The sequence below is a fragment of the Acinetobacter sp. YH12249 genome (assembly GCF_013417475.1).
Lineage (GTDB): Bacteria > Pseudomonadota > Gammaproteobacteria > Pseudomonadales > Moraxellaceae > Acinetobacter.
Map to the genome: position 1 here is coordinate 1 of NZ_VPDX01000028.1, position 19,404 is coordinate 19,404.

The following is a 19,404-nucleotide window of genomic DNA, read 5'->3' on the forward strand; positions in this document are numbered from 1 at the left end:
TTGTGTATATAGAAATCGTCGTAAACGATTAAACCTGCGGTTTAATTTACTTGCTGGCATATACAATTTAGATTGGGTGAAAGATAAACAATTAAATTGGTTGAAAAATGATTTATGAAGGAAGTCTTATATTTTTAAATAATCAACGACTGCTAATTTATTTTCAATAAAATTCTCTTTTTCCGTAAAGATATTTTTTATTATTTTTAAAACCTCAATATATAAATTTAAAGATCCTAAATAGAAGGATCTTTAAATTTTAAATTACTACATAGATTTGAGTACTTCTAACTCAAAATCAAGCTCCATCATCTTTTCCAGATTTGGTACAATCGCATTCACCCAAATGCCACTATTCCAGACTTTCAGAATTCCATTTTCTTCCTTATAGAATGCACCGTCCTGAGCTGATATATGATGAATAACCTGGGTTCCTTCTGGTATATTTCTCATACAAACCTCCACACATTTGGTTTATTTTTTAATTTAGCAGAAGATTTGAATTTTTCGTTTACATTGCTTTATAGAGTTGTATTAATTGACTATTTAATAGATTAATCATGTAACTTTCATTTTGATATAAATTTTCTTACTCATCTTATCTAAAAATATTTAAATGATAAAAATAAAAAATCCCAACAGGATATGTTGAGATTCTCTATTTATAATTAGCTTAAGCTAACGGTAAATATGAATAATGCTCAGGCTATAAAATCTCGTAAAATGTGTTGATTTATCACTTCATCAAAACTTAGATTTGAAAGATTTTGCTTGTTATGTTTGATGCTTTTATAACAATAACTCGCTGCAATACCCATACTAATTAAAGTCAACAATTTCATTGTTCACCTCAAAATTAAAAATATTAGAAACTGTGAAATTAAAATATCAGCTTGCTTTGTAGTGGTCTAAGCCAGTTTGGAAAGCTTTTGTATGGTATGTAAATCCGTTAAGACCATTTCAGATCTATAAAAATCATTGTCAATTTTTTGCTTAGCCTTGAATTGTCCGATCTTCCCTTAACTGACTCGACAAGTTCAGTAGAAAATGAAGATCATTGAGGATTAACATTCTTAAACGGAAGATCATATTTGAATACAAAAAGTACATCATTTTAAAGCGGCATGGTCGCAATCAGATTAGATACAAAACATAAATTCAAGGAAGATAAATCAGAATCTGCTATGATAGCTTCCACTTAGTGGACTCTTTTATGTCTTCCCTTATCTCCTACTTATAAGTAAAGGAGTATCACAATGGGCAACATGACTGCCACACCAGAATTATTTTATATATTTTAGTAGGTTAAAGTGAAAATTGTCATTCTTAACAAGCCTTATGACGTCCTCTCCCAATTTCGTCCAGATGAAAAACATCAGACTATGGCGGATTTCGTAGACGATCCGGATCTGCGTATTGCCGGTCGTCTGGACATGGATTCTGAAGGTTTGATGTTCCTGACCGATCATGGCGGTTTAAACCAATATATTACCAATCCAGCCAGCAAAAAATTCAAAACTTATCTGGTTCAGGTCGATGGGGATATAACCGAAGAAGCTCTAGAACAGCTTCGTAAGGGTGTTGAACTGAATGACGGTATTACGCTGCCAGCCAAAGCAATTAAAGTCATTGAACCGGAATGGTTATGGGAGCGCAATCCTCCTGTACGTTTCCGTGCTTCTGTTCCAACTTCATGGGTCGAAATTTCAATCTGTGAAGGCCGTAACCGTCAGGTACGTCGTATGACTGCAGCCGTTGGTTTTCCTACCTTACGTTTGATCCGTACCAAAATCGGTTCAATTGATCTGGTTCAATTAGGTTTACAGCCAGGTGAAACTAAAGAAATTGAACCCCTACTTTATCCAGACTTTAAAGATGTGCCTGCACAGGAACCGTATCGTTCGCGTTCTTATGTGAAGAAACCGGGTGGCACCGGTGGTAAACCGATTAACAAGAAAGTAACGAAAGACGGCACCAAGAAAAAAACCGGTACACCACGTATCTGGCAAATGGAAGAAGGTGAAAAACCACGTCGCAAGACCAATGGTACCACCCGTCCAAATACCAAGAGTCGTGGCCGTCGTACACGTTAAGCCACTGCTTAGATCGGGAAGATCAAACTAAAGACCACCCCTTGAGAATGGTTATTCACCTGAACTTCCCCCTGATGCAACTGCATAATGGACTGCACAATCGCCAAGCCCAAACCACCCGTTTGGGCTTTTTGATGCCGGCTGCTATCAACTTGATAAAAGCGTTCAAACAGATGGGCTAAATGCTGCTCGGGGATCTGTACACCTGCTGTCAGCACATCAATCCGACAGCTATTTTCTGTAGTCATCGCCGTGATTCTGATCTCGCCATTTTCCTTTCCATACTGCACTGCGTTGCTGAGTAAATTGGCAAGCGCACGTTGCAGATGTTCCGGATGCGCAGCTATATTCAGTTGAGCCGGAATATCCGTATAAATAGATATATTTTTTTCTTCTGCCAGAAACTCAAAATATGCCAGCAAATCTTCTATGATCTGGCTAAGTTCTAGTGTCTGTTTTTCTATCTGATAGTGGCCATGTTCAACTCGGGCGATAAATAGCATGTTTTCAATCATCTGAGTTAGACGTTCATACTCTTCCAGATGGGAATACAGCAAATTTTCTAATTCATCGCGACTGCGTGACTTCGACAAGGCAATCTGGGTTTGCCCCATCAAGTTATTCAGGGGCGTTCGTAATTCATGGGAAATATCTTCAGAAAATCGGGCCAACTGTTCATAGCCTTGCTGTATTCGGTCCAGCATGGCATTCATAGCCTCTGTTAGTTGCTGCACCTCAATAGTTCGGGATGGCAACTCGATACGCTGATCCAGCTGCTGCACATTAATTTGCTGAGTGGCGTAAATTAATTGGCGCATGGATCGCAGTAGATAGTGTCCCATCAGCCAGGCTAACAAAGTAGATAAAATAATACCAAGCAGAGTGTAGATCACTAATTTTATCAGGTAATGTTTTAAAACCTGTTGCCCTGCTGCGAGCTGCTTACCGGCAATCAGTTGATAAGACTGTCCATTAAAGTCCACTTGCTTAAATGCCAAACGGGTCGTGGGTTGTTCAAGCTTATTATTTTGATAATTCAGCCTGGTGTGATAATCCAATAGAGGAATAGTAATATTTAAAGGATTAATATCAATTAATGTATTCTGCGCATTTTTAAGGATCAGTAAGTTGTCTTCCTGTCCAAGCATATTCTCATAAAGCTCTGGATGTTCGATCAGCACCTGAAAGCTTTGCTGATCAGCCAGAAATATTTCAATCCTGGAAATCCGCAAGGCCAAAGCTTCATCCTGCTGTTGTTGCACCATCTGCTGCATATTATGATAGGACAACCCGCCGATACTTAAAAAAACGATACAGGAAATAAGGCCAAAAGCGATGCCGAGACGTGTGCCCAAATGCATTTTCATGCGTGCACATCCAGCTTATAACCCATACCACGTACAGTATGAATAAGTTTTGGACTGAAATGGTCATCAATTTTAGAACGTAATCGACGTACAGCAACATCAACGACATTGGTGTCAGTATTAAAATTAATATTCCAGACCAGTGAAGCAATTTGTGTCCGGGTTAACACTTCGGACTGGTGTTCCATCAGCAACTGCAAAAGTGCAAACTCTTTTTGGGTAAGCTCAATTTTTTGCTGGTCTCGAAATACTTCCCGGGTTAAACGATTCAGCTCTAAATTGGCCACCTGATACGTTTCGTGTTCAGTTTTTGGTACACGGCGCAGCAGGCTTTTGATTCTGGCCAAAAGTTCGATATAAGAGAAAGGCTTAGTTAAATAGTCATCTGCACCCAATTCCAATCCTTTGACCCGGTCAAGCACATGATCTTTGGCAGTCAGCATAAGTACGGGAACTTTAGAAAAAGTACGCAAGGTTTTGAGGACTTGCCAGCCGTCTAGGTCGGGCAGCATCACATCCAGCAATACCAGATCAATCTGTTGCTGTTCCAGCACCGATAAGGCATGCAGGCCATTACCCACTTGTGTAGTCTGGTAGCCGGATTCATTTAAGCCTGTAGCCAAGAAGCCGGCAATTTTGGTTTCATCTTCTACAATTAAAATATGCATGGGCTGAGTTTAATCAATTTCATACGGCGCAAAGATTACAAATTGGTAATCTGATTGTCATCCATGAGCTTCCATTCTTTGATTATGATCTTCTCAATTTCTATATGACTGAACATTATCATGAGAAGTAGATTAAATCAGAGAAAAATATTTTTATATCTAGCGAGTTTAGCAATGGTTAGCTTAAGCCATGCTGAATTAAAAACGGCCTATATTATGGACTTGAGTACAGCAAATCAGCTTACTGAGAACGTCATGCAAGCTTGTCAGAAAGCCAGCAAACCCGCTGCAGTCACAGTACTGGATCAAGGCGGCAATGTCTTGGCCAGTCAACGGCATGAATCTGTCGGAATTCACAATTTAACTGCATCACAGCGTAAAGCCTTTACTGCATACTCGACTAAGACCAGTACATTGGATTTCATGCGTCATGCACAAAAGAACCCGGATGCACAAAATTTAAATACCCTGGATGAATTGTTATTATTGGGCGGCGGGGTACCTGTGGTTTATAAAAACCAGCTCATTGGCGCTGTTGGCGTTGCAGGCTCTGGTGGCTCTGAACAGGATCATCAATGTGCCGCACAAGGCATTCAACATACTTTAAAACAACTTTAATTTTATCTATCTATTGAATAGGAACAGACCTATGAAAAAAATTATTTTTGGTGCTCTTCTAGCGGCGACAGCAAGCTTTTCTTTTGCACAGAATCCTTTAAGTGTGCATGTGCTGAATCAGGAAACTGGTCTGCCTTCCGCCAATGTCGCGGTGATTTTGGAAGCTCAGCAGGGTGACAAGTGGGTAAAACTGAATGAGTTAAAAACAGATACCAATGGCCGTATCAAAGAGTTTTATCCTAAAGATACAGCTTTACAGAAAGGCATCTATAAAGTGACCTTCAAAACCGGTGACTGGTTTAAGGCCAATAATCAACGCACCTTCTTCCCTGAAGTACCTGTGGTATTTACGATTGACGGTGCTTTGGAGCACTATCATATTCCGTTATTACTGAGCTCTTATGGTTATTCAACCTATCGTGGCAACTAATTCTTAATCCCTAAAAGCGTCATTTTCATGGCGCTTTATTTTGAAGCGTAAAACAGCTGCATTGCATCATTCATCTGGCTTTCGCTTGTTATTTATCTCCTGGAATGTTATTTATGATTCACATAATTAATATTTTTAAAACAAAGTGTATCTAAAAAAGGAGTTCTGCAATGGATCAGCAAGTGAACCAGATGTTTAATCAGGACCGATTAATTCAGTATCTCGGTGCACATCTAATTTCCTATAACCACAATCATGCGAAGATTGAACTTAAAGTGTCTGAACAACATTTACAGGGACATCAGACCTGTAACGGCGCTGTGATTTTTGCATTAGCTGATGCTGCATTTGCCATTGCCTGCAATACCGGCGAATACCCAGCAGTCGGCCAACATTGTGGTATTCATTATCTGAAACCGGCACTGCTCGGTGATACCCTTACCGCCATAGCTGAACATAAAGCCAGTAGCGGTCGCAGTGGGATTTACGATATTCAGATCCTGAATCAGGAAGATCAAATCGTGGCTGAATTCCGTGGAACCTCACGACTGATCGTTAAATAATTATTCTAAAACTTAATGCAATAAAAAAAACCGGTGCATCAACACCGGTTTTTTAAAACAGCAAATGCTAAATTAAGCTTTCAACCATTTCTCAGCTTTAGTTTGATCTTCAACTTTCAATTCAACTTCAGTCAGTTCAGAACCACCATTTTGAACGTCAAAAGTCATCAGCTCATCACGACGGAATGCATGGACAGTATAAGTACCTTCCTGTTTCGCATATTTCTCGACAAGTTTCGTCGTTGCTTTAAGTCCATCAATCGCCACAATCACATCATTCGCTGAAAGGCCCGCTTTCACCCCTGCTCCATCACGACGTGCAGACTGAACCAGCACACCTTCAGGCTTATCTACAAGTTTCAAACCAAATGGTAATGACTTGTCATTTTTCAGCGTATAGCTCACGCCAAATTCAGGTAATAACTGATCTAATGGCAATTCATCAGTAGTATTGATCAGGTGATTAATCTGTTCTAACCAGTTATCACCAGTCAATTCCTGACACAATTCGAAAATAGTGCGTTCATTGACCTGAATGCCATTTTGCGTATTTTCATATAGCTTACGCATCAAAGCGTCCAGACTTGAGCCACGCAGACGTAAACCTAGATCCAGACAAAGTGCAACTAAACAGCCTTTATTGTAGTAGCTGGTACCGGCATTATTTGAGTTTTCATCCTGACGATAGAATTTTACCCAGGCATCAAAGCTAGACTCAGATACTGACTGAATAAAACGTCCCGGGTTTTGCAAATAACGGTCAATCTGCGCTTTGAGCAATGCAATATAAGATTCCTGATTAATCACGCCACTACGGAGCAGAATCAGGTCATCATAATACGACGTAAACCCTTCAAAGATCCAAAGCAAAGAGGTATAGCCTTCTTTATTTAGATCATAATTCACGAAGTTTTCTGGACGAATAAATTTCACTAACCATGAATGGAAATACTCATGACTACATAGGCCAAGGAAACGCTGATAATCTTTCGATGGCTCTTCAGGCTCATCTACTTTAGGGAAATCATCACGCGGTGTAATCAGACTGGTTGAGTTTGGATGCTCCAAACCGCCATAGCTGTTCCCGGTGGCTATGGTCATAAAGGTATAATCATTGAATGGCGCAGAACCGAACATGGAAATTTCTGTCGCACAGATTTTTTCAATGTCCTGCTTCATACGCTGTTCATTCATCGCATGCTTGCCTGACACCACAAACTCATGCGGAATGCCATTGGCTTCAAAGCTGAAACGGGTCTGCTCTGCCAGTTCAAACGGCGCATCAATCAGTTCAGCATAGTTTTTAGCTTTTAAGGTATAACGACCTTTTACCAGACTTTTGGCCTGCATGCCCGTCGCAAGCTGGAAATGTTTCAGTTCATCCGGCAGGAATACTTCTACTTCAATTTCTTTATGCTCCTGACCTTCTAGACCCAAACATGCACAAGCTGGGTTCACATAGAGACGGTTTTGATCCACATATGCACCACGAACAGACAGGTCATACGCGTAGACATCGTATTCCACAGTAATCAGTTCATGATCCGTATTGAATAAACGCCATTTATTCTTTTCAAACTTCTGGATTTGTAGCTGGCGTCCATCCTCATCATAAGCCTTGACTGCTTCAATATGCTTGGAGAACTCGCGAATCAGGTAACTACCCGGAATCCAGGTCGGTAAAGAAAGGACTTGTGTTGGGTCTGCTAAAAAGCGAAGAGTTACGTGAATAAGGTGCTGACGATAATCGTCAAATTCGATTTGATAATGCAACATAATGGGCGATATAAAATACAAATAAATGAGTTATAGCTTAGCTTAGCATTTTTTAGGCCAGTATTGCTTAGCTGTCGCATTTGTCTACATTTCTGACTAGCTATCCTTAAAAAAAAGGCATAGCATGCGTGAAAATTAAATCGTTCATCGACCGGTTGGTTATTAAGGAACACCTTTGAAATACATCATCTCACTGCTTGCAGTTCTTAGCCTGTTTGTGCCTGCAATTTCATATGCTGCCCTTCTGAATATTTTGCCTGAAAGCGTTGAAGCAGAAGCCTGGACCATTCTTGACTCACAGTCAGGCCAGGTCATTGCCGAACACAATGCCGACGTTCAACGTGCTCCAGCTTCCCTCACCAAAATGATGGTCGCTTATATTGCATTGAAAGAAATTCAGGCGGGTAAATTAGATAAAAGTGAAGTATTAACTGCAACACCGATTGTGAAAACAGTGATGTGGGATGAGTCACAAATGTACCTGAAAGAAGGTGAGCAGATTTCGATTGATCAACTTCTGGCAGGTCTGATTATCATGTCGGCGAATGATGCTGCTGTGACATTGGCAGAAAAAATTTCAGGTGATATTCCGAGCTTTGTCGAGCGAATGAATCGGGAAGCAAAAGCTTTAGGTATGGTTCATACCCATTTCCAGAATCCGGCCGGTATTACCATGCCTGAGCACTATTCTACTGCAGCGGATCTGGCGCGTTTGTCGGCAGCTGTAGTCAATCAAACTCCGGACTATCTATATTATTCCAAACAGCCAAGTTTTACCTATAACAACCATTTCCACCGTGCCACTAACCGTGTGTTGCAAGTGGACTCAAGCGTCGATGGTTTAAAAACTGGCTTTACTCGTGCAGCCGGCTATAACCTGGCGCTCACCGCCAATCGTCCAACTTATGATATGGAACTGCCCCACCGTCGTTTGATCGTGGTTGTTCTAGGTACCAAAAGTGCTGCCAAACGCGCTGAAGTGTCGCATAAGTTGATGAATCTGGCGTATACCTATACCCGTAATGAAGTCGCCATTAAAGACAAACAGCTACTCGCTGAATTACCGGTGATCAAATCGACTTTGAAAATGTTTAAGGTTCAGACTAAACAGCCGCAGATTATTACGACATCTTTATATGATCAGAATTATGCCATTGACCTGAACCAGTTCGATCAAAACCATCAACGGGTAATGTTGAATACAGGTGATGGTGTAATGCAAAGCATTGAACCGCTCCATGAAACCCAAACTCATATCAATGTAGAAATGACTGCTTCTGAGTTAATTGCACCTATGGCCAAAGTGATGCCATTAGCGACGATTCATGTCTATCAGAATAATCAGCTTATTCGTACCATCCAGATTGAAGATATGGTGGAACTTGAAGAAGCCAGTTTCTTCCAGAAATTTCTGAGCTGGTTATCCAGCTTCTTTAGCATCTTTGCAGAAAGTGCACCAAGTGCCAAACTCTATCCAATCCAGAAATAAACACTGAATACAGTTAGAAGGCCTCTCATTTGCCTTCTAACCCCCCCTTAAATTTCTCCCTTTTCTCTCGTCAATTTTACCTCCCCTGACATAATTGCTACGTTTTGTAATTTGTATAACAATTCTAATCAAGACGGCCTGCTGCCCATGCCATAGTATATTTGGTCTAAATTTCTCTTATTTTTATTAGAAAAATAAATAGGTTAATAATATATGACAGCACATCGAATCGTAATTGTAGGTGGTGGCGCAGGTGGGTTGGAGCTGGCTACTCAACTGGGCGAAACCTTAGGCAAAAGTGGCAAAGCGCATATTACCCTAGTAGATCAGAAACTGACGCATATCTGGAAACCCTTATTGCATGAAATTGCTGCAGGTACGCTTAATCTGCATGCAGAAGAAACCAATTATTTTAGTCATGCTGCGGCTCATCATTATCACTTTGTGCTGGGAACATTTGTTGATCTTGACCGTAAGGCTAAAGAAATTATTCTGGAAACAGATTACTTTTCTAAAAAATCCCAGCCTAAACAGAAAAAAAATATCAGCTATGACACATTGGTGCTGGCACTAGGCTCTACTTCCAATGATTTTAATACGGAAGGTGTTGCCCAATACTGTCATTTTCTCGACAGCCGCCAGCAGGCCGATGTCTTTCAGCAGGATCTGCTACATCTTTATCTCAATGCTCAAAATCAGACCTCTTCGCGTGAGCTTAAAATTGCCATTATTGGAGCCGGTGCAACTGGTGTAGAACTGGCTGCCGAGCTGGTGATCGCCAAACAAAACTTTTTTAAATATGGTCTGAACAAGATCGATCCAAATAAAGTCAAAATCACTTTGATTGAAGCGGCTGACCGAATCTTACCTGCACTGTCTGAGAAAATGGCTGAACACACCATGGAGCAACTCGATCGTCTAGGTATTGAGGTATTAACCAGTCATAGGGTCGCTAAAGTCGATGAAGACCAGATTTATTTTGCAGATGGTTCAAGCCTCGAAACAGAAATTAAAGTCTGGGCTGCTGGAATTAAAGCACCTGAAGTTCTGGCAAAACTTAAAGAGCTGGAAAAAGACAACATTAATCGCCTAAAAGTTTATGCAACTCTGCAAACTTTGTCAGACCCGGATATTTTCGTTTTTGGTGATTGTGCTCACTGTCAGCCTGAAGCAGATCAACCGGTTTTAGGCCCCCGTGCACAGGTCGCCAGCCAGCAGGCCGCTTTTCTGGTCCGAGCCTTAAAAGCACGCATTAATGGCGAAAGCTATTTACCGATGTTCAAGTTTTCTGACAAAGGTTCATTAGTGTCTTTAAGTCAAAACAGCGCTGTCGGTGAATTATTGGGTCAGGTCAATGTTCAAGGCTTTGTCGCGAAATCCATGTATGTATCCCTGTACCGGATTCATCAGGCCACCATTCATGGCTATACCCATGCTGGTCTGTTAACTGCCAAAGACTTTGTTACACGAAAAATTGCACCCAAGCTGAAATTGCATTGAAATTGTAAATATTGTCCTCATATATGAAAAAATCGTCATTAAACATGTCAAATTGCATTTTTTTGCTATTTTTAGTCTACAAAAATACAATTTCACTTTATGATGTACCCTTAAAAAATTGAATGGATCAATTAATATGACTGCTATTGCAAATAACCTCGTGGTTTCTTTCCACTACACATTGACTAACGCAGAGGGTGAAACTCTCGACAAATCTCAAGGTGAACCACTTGCCTATTTGCACGGTGCAGGTAACATCATCCCTGGTTTAGAAAAAGCTTTAGAAGGCAAAACTGTTGGTGAAAAATTCACTGTAAATGTTCCTGCTGCTGAAGGCTATGGCGAATATAACCCAGAGCTAGTGCAAGAAGTGCCTAAACAAATGTTCCAAGGCGTAGACAACATCCAGGCAGGCATGCAGTTCCAAGCACAAACTGATGACGGCGTTCAAATCGTAACTGTTAAAGCAGTTGAAGGTGACAACGTAGTTGTTGATGCTAACTTCCCGCTTGCTGGTCAAGATTTAACTTTCGAAGTTGAAATCGTGTCTATCCGTGAACCTTCTCAAGAAGAACTTGATCACGGTCACGTACACGGTGCAGGTGGTCACCACCACTAAGACTTCCCGGTCTTTAGCACAAAAAGGCAAAGTGAAAACTTTGCCTTTTTTATTGCCTTAAGATTTTAAATATAAAAAAGCAGGACTACTGCCCTGCTTTTCATCATTAAAATCGCGAATCACTCAAATTACGCAATCATTAACGTTTGTTATAGATCTGCATTGCTGCTGGCAGATTTTGACGCATTGCTGCGATACGCTGACTGTTCGATGGGTGAGTAGACAGGAAAGTCGCGCCAGTGCTACCACCTTCAAGCTTGTTCATTTTTTCCCAAAGAGTAATCGCTGCATTTGGGTTATAGCCAGCACGCGCCATGAGGGTTAAACCACCTTGGTCTGCACGACTTTCCAGATTACGTGAGTAAGGCAAGCCGATACCAATCTGGCTACCCAATTGTGCCACTGCAGCACCACCTTGTCCTACGCCTGCTGCATTTAAACCAATACCCAATGCCAGATCAGTCAGGGCTTGTGCACCAAGTTTCTGTTTCGCGTGCTCTTCCAGGGCATGGACCATTTCATGACCCATAATGGCTGCGATCTCAGCATCGGTCAGATTCAACTTATTCACGATACCGGTATAGAACACCACTTTACCACCAGGTGCGACAAAAGCGTTGACCTGATCAGATTTTAGTACGGCTAACTGCCATTGGAATGCAGTACCCGTCTGGTTCAGCTGGTTGGCATAAGGTTTTAAACGGTTAAAAACAGCATTAATACGACTATATGTCGCTGAACTGGTATCCAGCTGGCCTTTCGCTTTAGCGTCTGCCACCATGGCATTGTAGCTTTGGCTGGCTGAAGCATTTAAAGTCGCAGTATCTGCACCTGCAATATCGGCAATAGTTGTACAACCAGACAAAGTAATGGCTGCGGCTGCACCCATACCTAACAAGAATTTATTTTTCATTATAGTGACTCCACAATAAGCAAAAGGTTAATTTACATTGTAAAAAATTATAAGTTAAAGGCCGGATCAACTAAATGTACAATTACTTCATCTTGTTATATTTTATGTAATTTTAACCCCAATACTGTATCGTAAGCCAATAAATCAGACAGACAATATTTAAACCTAAATATAAATAACACAAAGGTTTAATTTTTTCTTCTAAAATTTCACTTTTACGCTTAAAAAATAGAAAAGCATTCTGTAACAAGATGACCGGTACCAATACACAGGCAATGATCACACTCAAGCCAATAAATGCACCGTAAATAATGTCAGGATCCCGAGTTTGGGCACGGATAATCAGCATCGCAATGGTCGGTGCGCCACCCATCGCGAATAACAAGGAATAGAACATCGTTCCCGAGATATTTTTATGCATCCTGCATACTCATATTTTATTTTGTTTTATTCTAGCAAGCGCCATGCCACTGCACAGCACTTGCCGTTAAGACTTTAGTCCTGAGTTTCGAAATTATTTCTTAGTCTTATATACCGTCATCGCTTCAGGCATCAGCTGTTGCAAGACTGCAATTCGGTCATCATTTGTTGGATGCGTAGATGTAAATTTATTCAGGACGCTATTGCCACGGCTGTCTTGCGCATTCATTTTTTGCCACAACGTAATCGCTGCATTCGGGTTATAGCCCGCTCGTGCCATTAGCATGAGCCCGCCTTTATCGGCACGGCTTTCCAGATTACGTGAGAATGGCAAGCCCACACCAAATTGAGCACCCATATCCAGCAGTAGCCCACCATAACCACCAGCGGACTGCCCGACATACTTGCTACCGATACTTACTGCCAAATCGGTAAGTGCTTGCGCTCCTACCTTATTTTTAGAATGTTCCTCAAGCGCGTGCACCATTTCATGTCCCATGATGGCAGCAACTTCATCGTCTGTAAGTTTTAGTGTGTCGACAATACCCGTATAGAACACCACCTTGCCACCTGGTGCGACATAGGCATTAATCTCGTTAGATTTGATCACAGCCACTTGCCAGTCAAACTTCTGACCAGTCTGGTTCAGTTGATCTGCATAAGGCTTCATTTTCAGGAAAACACGATTTACTTTTTTATAAGTGGCAGAAGTCGTATCCAGAATCTGTTTCTGCTTGGCCTCTGTCAGCATCTGATTATAGCTTTGTGCTGCACTCACATTTAATGTAGCTGAATCAGCTCCCATCAAATCTGCAACCGTAGTACACCCCGTTAATGTGGTCACAATGACCATCCCCGCCAATAAATTTTTATATTTCATGACCTTCTCAAATATATAAGGTCAAAACATCATAAAGAATCCAAACAGGTTTTCAATCATTTTTATAAGCTTTTCCAAATAAAAAACCCTGTGAAATCACAGGGTTTTTATCATTTTCAGCTTAAAGGATTAAGCATCAAACGGATGGCGAAGAATAATGGTTTCTTCACGGTCTGGACCAGTTGAAATGATGTCGATTGGACATTCAATCAATTGTTCAAGACGTTTCACATAGTTAATTGCCGCTTGTGGCAATTGATCTAGTGATTTCGCACCGAAAGTAGATTCTTTCCAGCCTGGCATAGTCTCGTAAATTGGTTTTAAAGTTTCAAATGCAAGCGCATCAGAAGAACCAACACAGCCAGAATCAGCAGCTTCGTAACCTACACAGATTTTCACTTCTTCCAAACCGTCAAGAACGTCAAGTTTAGTCAAGCAAATACCAGACAGTGAGTTCACTTCTACTGAACGACGCAGGATTTCAGCATCGAACCAGCCACAACGACGTTGACGGCCAGTAGACGCACCAAATTCTGAACCTACAGTACCCAGGTGTTTACCAATTGCATCACCTGTATCTGTTGCAGCGTCATACACCAACTCAGTTGGGAATGGACCTGAACCTACACGAGTAGTATACGCTTTAGTAATACCAAGAACGTAGTCAAGGTGTAATGGACCAAGACCTGAACCTGAGCTTACGCCACCAGCAGTCGTGTTTGAAGAAGTCACGTACGGATATGTACCGTGGTCAACGTCAAGCAATGAACCTTGTGCACCTTCGAACATGATTTTCTTGCCAGCTTTACGGTAAGCGTGAAGTTCACCAGTCACGTCCATAACCATAGGCTCGATCACTTTGCGCCATTCGTCGCAAAGCGCAAGTACGTCTTCAACTTTAACTGCTTCAACACCGAAGAATTGAGTCAATTGGAAGTTGTGGTATTCAAGCAATTCTTCAAGCTGAGCTTTCAGATGTTCGCCACCACGTACCAGGTCAGCAACACGGATTGCACGACGCGCTACTTTATCTTCATAAGCAGGACCAATCCCACGACCAGTTGTACCAATTTTCGCATTACCACGTTTTTTCTCACGAGCTTGGTCAAGTGCGATGTGGTGTGGAAGAATCAATGGACAGTTTGGAGAAATGCGTAGACGTTCACGTACTGGCACGCCTTCTTTTTCAAGAATATCCATCTCTTTGATGAGCGCTTCAGGTGAAAGAACCACACCATTACCAATTAAGCACAATACGTTTTCACGTAAAATACCTGATGGAATGAGGTGTAATACAGTTTTCTTACCACCAACCACGAGAGTATGACCTGCGTTATGTCCGCCTTGATAACGAACTACTGCAGCCGCTTGATCTGTGAGCAGGTCGACGATTTTACCCTTACCTTCGTCGCCCCATTGGGTACCAAGTACCACAACATTCTTGCCCATAATAGCCTCATTACATCATGCTGTTAAAGTTGAAAGTCCCACTCAGCGACATGAACACTGAGTAAAACAATTAAAGCGATTAAATCGTTTTGATAGTCCACTCACCGTCCACATTCACCAGCTGGTGAGTTGCATACGGTACCGAGTTTAAATCATCATTACCTAATAACTGAATTACACTTAAGCCTTGTGCACGGGTTGCCTGAATCGCATTTAACAGCGCAGCATCTGTACCCTTAGGTGCTACCACAACTTTAGCTGTAGCAAACTTGCCTGCACTTAAAGCATATAAGTCACAAGAGAAACCAGTTGCCGGACGTGCACGACCAAAATGCTCACCAATACCATCATAACGGCCACCTTGTGCCAGTGCCGCAGCACGGTTTGGTGCATAAACTGCATACATCAGGCCGGTGTGATAATGGTATGAACGTAACTCGACGACATCAATCCCAATATGCAGATTCGGCCAGCGCACCTGAACTTCATTTTTGGTGGTTTGCAGTGCATCAAATGCCTGTTTGAAGGCTGGATTTTCTAATACTTCAGCACTTAAATTCGTTTTTAAGGCATCCAGGTCACTTGCAAAGCGGCCAAGCGTATAGAAGTCTGAACCAAACTTAAGATTTGCAGTAAATTCAGCCAGTTCCGGCAATGCTTTACGTTGATACAGATCAGACAGTTGGCGTTCGGTTGCTTTACTTAAACCCGCTTGTGCAATCAGACTACGGAACAGACCAACATGACCTAAGTCAAGGTGGACGCCGTCGGCCAGACCCGCTTCCTGAATCAGGCTGATCATCAGGTCAACCATTTCCACGTCAGCATCAATGCTGTCTGAACCAAATAATTCTGCACCTAATTGCAATGGTGCACGTGTGGTATTAAATCCTTGAGGTTTCGTATGTAAAACCGTACCCGCATAGCAATAACGAGCCACACCTTCCACTGGATGTACATGCGCATCGATACGAGCCACTTGTGGTGTCATATCGGCACGCACACCAAGCAAGCGGCCAGACAACTGGTCGATCACTTTAAAAGTGGCTAAGTCTAAATCCTGATTCGATTCTGAGAGAGAAGATAGAGATTCAATGTATTCAATAAATGGCGTGTACACCAGCTGATAACCTCGAGATGCGAGGAAATCCAGTGATTGACGGCGCAGGCTTTCGATGACTTGCGCTTGTTCTGGTAATACATCAGCTACACCATCAGGTAATAACCATGTCTCTGAAATGGGCATGTTGTAAACCTAAATTCTTGTCAGCGCGGAATAAACCGCATAAAAAAATCGGGAGCACACCCGATTTCTCCTAGTCTAGCACGATCGTTTAGGCTGTGCATCGCAATTTTGATAATTTTCTCTGACTGAACAAAGGACTTAGATAGATAAACCAAATCATCTCTTTCTTATTAAGAGATAGGCTGAATAAAATTTAATAACCAACATATCAACTTGATTTTCTAATATATTTCCCTAACCAAAACAATGACGAAAAACTTATTCTTGATTCAATCCTCATCTATCTAAGAGTAAAAATTTATAAAATATCAGTACTAGATGCTTAAAAATAATCCTATACAAAAACTCAATGTGGGAACTTAAATGACCAAGAAAACAGCATCATTCTGGTAGAGTTTAAAGGCACTGCAAAGACTCCTATATTTCTTATAAACTTTCTTTCTCCTTCTAGAATAAAACCCGATCATCTCATGCCTCCCTTCCAGCCACGTATTACGCCTTCTGATGCTACTCCTCTGAGTGATTTTCAGCGTGGTGTGAAAGACTGCCTACCTTTATTATTAGGTGTAATTCCTCTGGCGCTGGTCTTGGGCGCAACAGCAGCACAAAAAGATTTTAGCCTGCTTGAGGTTCCCTTGCTGACCGGGCTGAACTTTGCTGGCGGTTCCGAGTTTGCAGTTTTAGAAGCCTGGACTGATCCACCGCATCTGCTTACCTTAATCTTTATTAGTTTTCTCATTAACAGCCGCTATATTCTGCTCGGTGCCAGTTTAGTACCTTATTTAAGACATCTTCCAAATCGAAAAGTCTTTCCGGCATTATTTTTTATGGTCGATGAAAGCTGGGCCTTAAGCCTGACAGATGCACAGCGTCGACTGGCACAGTTTGGTTATCGATATGCTTTTAGTCTGCCTTATTATGCCGGGCTATGTATTGTTCTTTATCTGGCTTGGGTCGGCTTTACGACACTCGGTGCACTACTTGGACCTATATTAGGGGACATTAACCGTTTTGGTTTTGATATGGCTTTCCCCGCCATTATGCTGGTCTTGCTGAAAGGTATGTGGAAAGGCTTTACTGAAGCCAGACCTTGGCTAATCAGTTTTATTTGTGCTGCTCTGGCTTATAGCTATCTACCGGGCAACTGGTATGTGCTGATTGGTGCGCTTGCAGGCATTGCCGCTGCCTTCTGGCTCATTCAGAAGGATGAAGCATGATCCAGATGAGCACTTTTATCGCAATCTTATTGGTGGCGCTAACGACTTACTGCGCCCGGATACTTGGCTATGTCCTACTCAAGAACAAAACCTTAAATAATCGTCAGCGTAAAATTCTGGAAGTAATTCCAGGTTGTGTACTGATTTCGATGATCACCCCATATTTTTTACGAGATGATCCGGCTGATCTGATCGCTATAATAGTGACACTATTCGTTGCATCACGCTTTGGCATGCTGCCGACCATTTTAATTAGCATGGCGTCGGCAGCTATTTTAAGAATGTTACTGGTTTAAATCCTTTATATAAGGCTAAGCCAGCATGAAAAGGTCTTATGACTTTGGTTCTACTACTTTAGCGAGCAGATTTACCAATTCTGCATTTTGCAGCTCAACTTTTTGCAATTTGGCTGTAGTCTGATCCAGTACTTCCTGCTGTACATGCATCTTTTTCGCCAGATCCTGCATAATTTCCAAGGTCTTTTTTAAATTTTCTTCCAGATGTGCCACTTTTTCCTCAACTGGCACGCCTTCCACATTTTGTGAACTCTCATTATTATTAAATTGCAGCCAGATCAAAAAAATCACAGCCAAGGTCAGTAATATAATAAATCCCCAGATCAACATCATGTGCTTGCTCTTATTCCATTTAATTATCTTTATCTTAACGAAAAAATATCCAGATCACAGAAATATTCGGCATAAATCCAGAGCTTTTCGATCAATTACGTTCAACTTCTTATTCATTTTCTTCTAATTTTTTAATCTTGCATAAAAAAGCACCCCATTTGGGATGCTTTCAAAATAGCTTAATCTGTATAAAAGGATTCACAGAGATCCAGCAAACGGTTGGCATAACCCCATTCATTATCATACCAGGCAAATACTTTAGCCTGATGCCCCACTACCAGGGTTTGGGTCAGATCCACAATCAATGAGTAAGGCGAATGATTAAAGTCTGAAGATACTAAAGGCTCATCTGTCACAGACATGATTTCAGCAAAATCCTGACGTGCAGCGTTAATTAATAGTTCATTTAACTGATGATCAGTAATGGGTGACTGAGAAATAAAAGTCAGATCAATTGCTGCGACATTAATGGTTGGCACGCGAATCGAATAACCATCAATCCGGTTCTCCATCTTCGGCATTACGCGTTTTAAAGCACCCAAAGCTGAAGATGTGGTTGGAATAATATTTTGCCCGGAAGCACGGGCACGTCTTAAATCACGATGGGCATGATCCAGTACTGACTGATCCGCAGTCACCGCATGAATTTCAGTCATCAGTGCAGTCTCAATCCCAAAGGCATCATCAATGATTTTGACTAGCGGTACCAATGCCTGCGTAGTACAGGAAACACTGGAAATAATCTGGTCACTTTCTTTGACATCTCGATGGTTGACGCCATAGACAATTGCAGCATCCACCGTATCAAACGGTGCAGCGCCGATAATCACCCGTTTTGCCCCGGCAGTAATATGCTGAGTCGCAGCCTCACGCGAACGGAATAAGCCGGTACATTCCAATACCACATCAATATTCAGTTCATGCCATCGCATTTCCACCGGATTCGCCTGTCTTAACACCTGAACTTTCTGATAAGCATCGCGATAAGTGACATGCAGGTAGGCATACTCATCTTCATAAGTCAGATCAACCTGCCCCGGGAAACGGCCATGAGTAGAATCATATTTAAATAAATGCAATAAGGTTTCAACGTCGGCAACGTCATTAATGGCAACGATGTCAAAATTAAAATCTTTCGGATTTTCAAACCATGCACGCAACACATTGCGTCCGATTCGTCCAAAACCATTAATTGCGATACGTTGCATCGACGTTCCCTACTGCGGCATAAAACTTTGTGCGCCTATATTAATGGAATTATCCAGCTGACTGATAACTATTCAGCTAAATCCACTAAAAATTACACAGAATGTCCAATATTTCATCGAAAAATTCATGCTTTGCTTGAAGTAATCCAGTCTTTCTATCAGCGAGAATTAAGATAAATTGCTGTAATGACAATAGCTTTTGATTTTGCAGGGCATTTTTCTGATTTTTCTAATATTCATTCCTTATAGTTTTATGATCTATAAATATGAAAATCATTGGTTGAACAGGCATTTTCCGTTATAATTTGGCGTTTTTAAA

21 protein-coding genes are annotated in these 19,404 nt (G+C 41.4%); 9 read left to right on the forward strand and 12 right to left on the reverse strand.

Annotated elements, in window-relative coordinates; all coding sequences use genetic code 11:
* Positions 1 to 267: 267 nt before the first annotated feature.
* Positions 268 to 453 carry a hypothetical protein gene (locus FTV25_RS13110; RefSeq protein ID WP_166136097.1) on the reverse strand — a complete coding sequence of 62 codons (186 nt, stop codon included), beginning with the start codon at positions 451 to 453 and terminating at the stop codon, positions 268 to 270.
* A gap of 248 nt (positions 454 to 701) precedes the next feature.
* Entirely contained in the window at positions 702 to 842 is a 141-nt protein-coding gene (locus FTV25_RS16220; RefSeq protein ID WP_373683635.1) for a hypothetical protein, read from the reverse strand.
* Between the two features lie 468 nt (positions 843 to 1,310).
* On the opposite strand from FTV25_RS16220, the gene FTV25_RS13115 reads away from it, so the two are divergent.
* Positions 1,311 to 2,093, forward strand: a complete 783-nt coding sequence (locus tag FTV25_RS13115) for an rRNA large subunit pseudouridine synthase E (protein WP_180004080.1) — start codon at positions 1,311 to 1,313, stop codon at positions 2,091 to 2,093.
* Positions 2,094 to 2,101: 8 nt separating this feature from the next.
* On the opposite strand, the gene FTV25_RS13120 is transcribed toward FTV25_RS13115, so the two are convergent.
* Positions 2,102 to 3,460, reverse strand: coding sequence for a heavy metal sensor histidine kinase (locus tag FTV25_RS13120; protein WP_180004077.1), 1,359 nt, complete (start codon positions 3,458 to 3,460; stop codon positions 2,102 to 2,104).
* Complete coding sequence (locus FTV25_RS13125) at positions 3,457 to 4,128, reverse strand: heavy metal response regulator transcription factor (RefSeq protein ID WP_180004075.1); 672 nt, start codon at positions 4,126 to 4,128, stop codon at positions 3,457 to 3,459. Before FTV25_RS13125 ends, FTV25_RS13120 begins: the two co-directional genes overlap by 4 nt.
* 174 nt (positions 4,129 to 4,302) lie before the next feature.
* On the opposite strand from FTV25_RS13125, the gene FTV25_RS13130 reads away from it, so the two are divergent.
* The 3 genes from FTV25_RS13130 to paaI all read left to right on the forward strand — a co-directional run bounded on the left by FTV25_RS13130 (position 4,303) and on the right by paaI (position 5,739).
* A complete protein-coding gene (locus FTV25_RS13130) occupies positions 4,303 to 4,746 on the forward strand; it encodes a heme-binding protein (RefSeq protein ID WP_240904205.1) in 444 nt (147 codons plus the stop codon).
* 31 nt (positions 4,747 to 4,777) lie between these two features.
* Positions 4,778 to 5,176 (forward strand): hydroxyisourate hydrolase, encoded by a 399-nt coding sequence (gene uraH, locus FTV25_RS13135; protein ID WP_179993219.1) that lies wholly within the window; start codon positions 4,778 to 4,780, stop codon positions 5,174 to 5,176.
* 170 nt (positions 5,177 to 5,346) lie between these two features.
* Positions 5,347 to 5,739, forward strand: coding sequence for a hydroxyphenylacetyl-CoA thioesterase PaaI (gene paaI / locus FTV25_RS13140; RefSeq protein WP_180004073.1), 393 nt, complete (start codon positions 5,347 to 5,349; stop codon positions 5,737 to 5,739).
* Between the two features lie 72 nt (positions 5,740 to 5,811).
* Here paaI and FTV25_RS13145 read toward each other — a convergent pair whose 3' ends face one another.
* Positions 5,812 to 7,515, reverse strand: a complete 1,704-nt coding sequence (locus FTV25_RS13145) for a M61 family metallopeptidase (RefSeq protein ID WP_180004071.1) — start codon at positions 7,513 to 7,515, stop codon at positions 5,812 to 5,814.
* A 175-nt stretch (positions 7,516 to 7,690) separates the two neighbouring features.
* On the opposite strand from FTV25_RS13145, the gene FTV25_RS13150 reads away from it, so the two are divergent.
* The 3 genes from FTV25_RS13150 (at position 7,691) to slyD (ending at position 11,123) form a co-directional block, all read left to right on the forward strand.
* Positions 7,691 to 9,004, forward strand: a complete 1,314-nt coding sequence (locus FTV25_RS13150) for a D-alanyl-D-alanine carboxypeptidase PBP6B (protein ID WP_159123240.1) — start codon at positions 7,691 to 7,693, stop codon at positions 9,002 to 9,004.
* A gap of 213 nt (positions 9,005 to 9,217) precedes the next feature.
* Positions 9,218 to 10,504, forward strand: a complete 1,287-nt coding sequence (locus tag FTV25_RS13155) for an NAD(P)/FAD-dependent oxidoreductase (protein WP_180004069.1) — start codon at positions 9,218 to 9,220, stop codon at positions 10,502 to 10,504.
* 136 nt (positions 10,505 to 10,640) lie between these two features.
* On the forward strand, positions 10,641 to 11,123 hold the full coding sequence (slyD, locus tag FTV25_RS13160) for a peptidylprolyl isomerase (protein WP_004784172.1): 483 nt from the start codon (positions 10,641 to 10,643) through the stop codon (positions 11,121 to 11,123).
* Between the two features lie 139 nt (positions 11,124 to 11,262).
* On the opposite strand, the gene FTV25_RS13165 is transcribed toward slyD, so the two are convergent.
* The 5 genes from FTV25_RS13165 to FTV25_RS13185 all read right to left on the reverse strand — a co-directional run bounded on the left by FTV25_RS13165 (position 11,263) and on the right by FTV25_RS13185 (position 16,031).
* Complete coding sequence (locus tag FTV25_RS13165) at positions 11,263 to 12,036, reverse strand: M48 family metallopeptidase (RefSeq protein WP_125279059.1); 774 nt, start codon at positions 12,034 to 12,036, stop codon at positions 11,263 to 11,265.
* Positions 12,037 to 12,148: 112 nt separating this feature from the next.
* Positions 12,149 to 12,457, reverse strand: a complete 309-nt coding sequence (locus tag FTV25_RS13170) for a hypothetical protein (RefSeq protein WP_180004067.1) — start codon at positions 12,455 to 12,457, stop codon at positions 12,149 to 12,151.
* A gap of 93 nt (positions 12,458 to 12,550) precedes the next feature.
* The gene (locus FTV25_RS13175; RefSeq protein WP_180004065.1) at positions 12,551 to 13,336 is read right to left on the reverse strand and encodes a M48 family metallopeptidase; all 786 of its coding nucleotides are present in this window, start codon (positions 13,334 to 13,336) and stop codon (positions 12,551 to 12,553) included.
* Between the two features lie 129 nt (positions 13,337 to 13,465).
* The gene (locus FTV25_RS13180; protein WP_004784184.1) at positions 13,466 to 14,785 is read right to left on the reverse strand and encodes an adenylosuccinate synthase; all 1,320 of its coding nucleotides are present in this window, start codon (positions 14,783 to 14,785) and stop codon (positions 13,466 to 13,468) included.
* A 79-nt stretch (positions 14,786 to 14,864) separates the two neighbouring features.
* On the reverse strand, positions 14,865 to 16,031 hold the full coding sequence (locus tag FTV25_RS13185) for an ATP phosphoribosyltransferase regulatory subunit (RefSeq protein ID WP_004815411.1): 1,167 nt from the start codon (positions 16,029 to 16,031) through the stop codon (positions 14,865 to 14,867).
* A 470-nt stretch (positions 16,032 to 16,501) separates the two neighbouring features.
* Between FTV25_RS13185 and FTV25_RS13190 the strand changes: the two genes are divergently transcribed.
* Positions 16,502 to 17,248 (forward strand): AzlC family ABC transporter permease, encoded by a 747-nt coding sequence (locus FTV25_RS13190; protein WP_180004063.1) that lies wholly within the window; start codon positions 16,502 to 16,504, stop codon positions 17,246 to 17,248.
* Positions 17,245 to 17,544, forward strand: a complete 300-nt coding sequence (locus FTV25_RS13195; RefSeq protein WP_180004061.1) for an AzlD family protein — start codon at positions 17,245 to 17,247, stop codon at positions 17,542 to 17,544. The genes FTV25_RS13190 and FTV25_RS13195 overlap by 4 nt, the downstream gene beginning before the upstream one ends.
* Positions 17,545 to 17,580: 36 nt before the next feature.
* Here the strand turns inward: FTV25_RS13195 and FTV25_RS13200 are convergent, their stop codons facing one another.
* On the reverse strand, positions 17,581 to 17,877 hold the full coding sequence (locus tag FTV25_RS13200) for a hypothetical protein (protein ID WP_004815405.1): 297 nt from the start codon (positions 17,875 to 17,877) through the stop codon (positions 17,581 to 17,583).
* Positions 17,878 to 18,056: 179 nt separating this feature from the next.
* The gene (locus FTV25_RS13205) at positions 18,057 to 19,085 is read right to left on the reverse strand and encodes a type I glyceraldehyde-3-phosphate dehydrogenase (RefSeq protein ID WP_180004059.1); all 1,029 of its coding nucleotides are present in this window, start codon (positions 19,083 to 19,085) and stop codon (positions 18,057 to 18,059) included.
* Between the last annotated feature and the right edge of the window lie 319 nt (positions 19,086 to 19,404).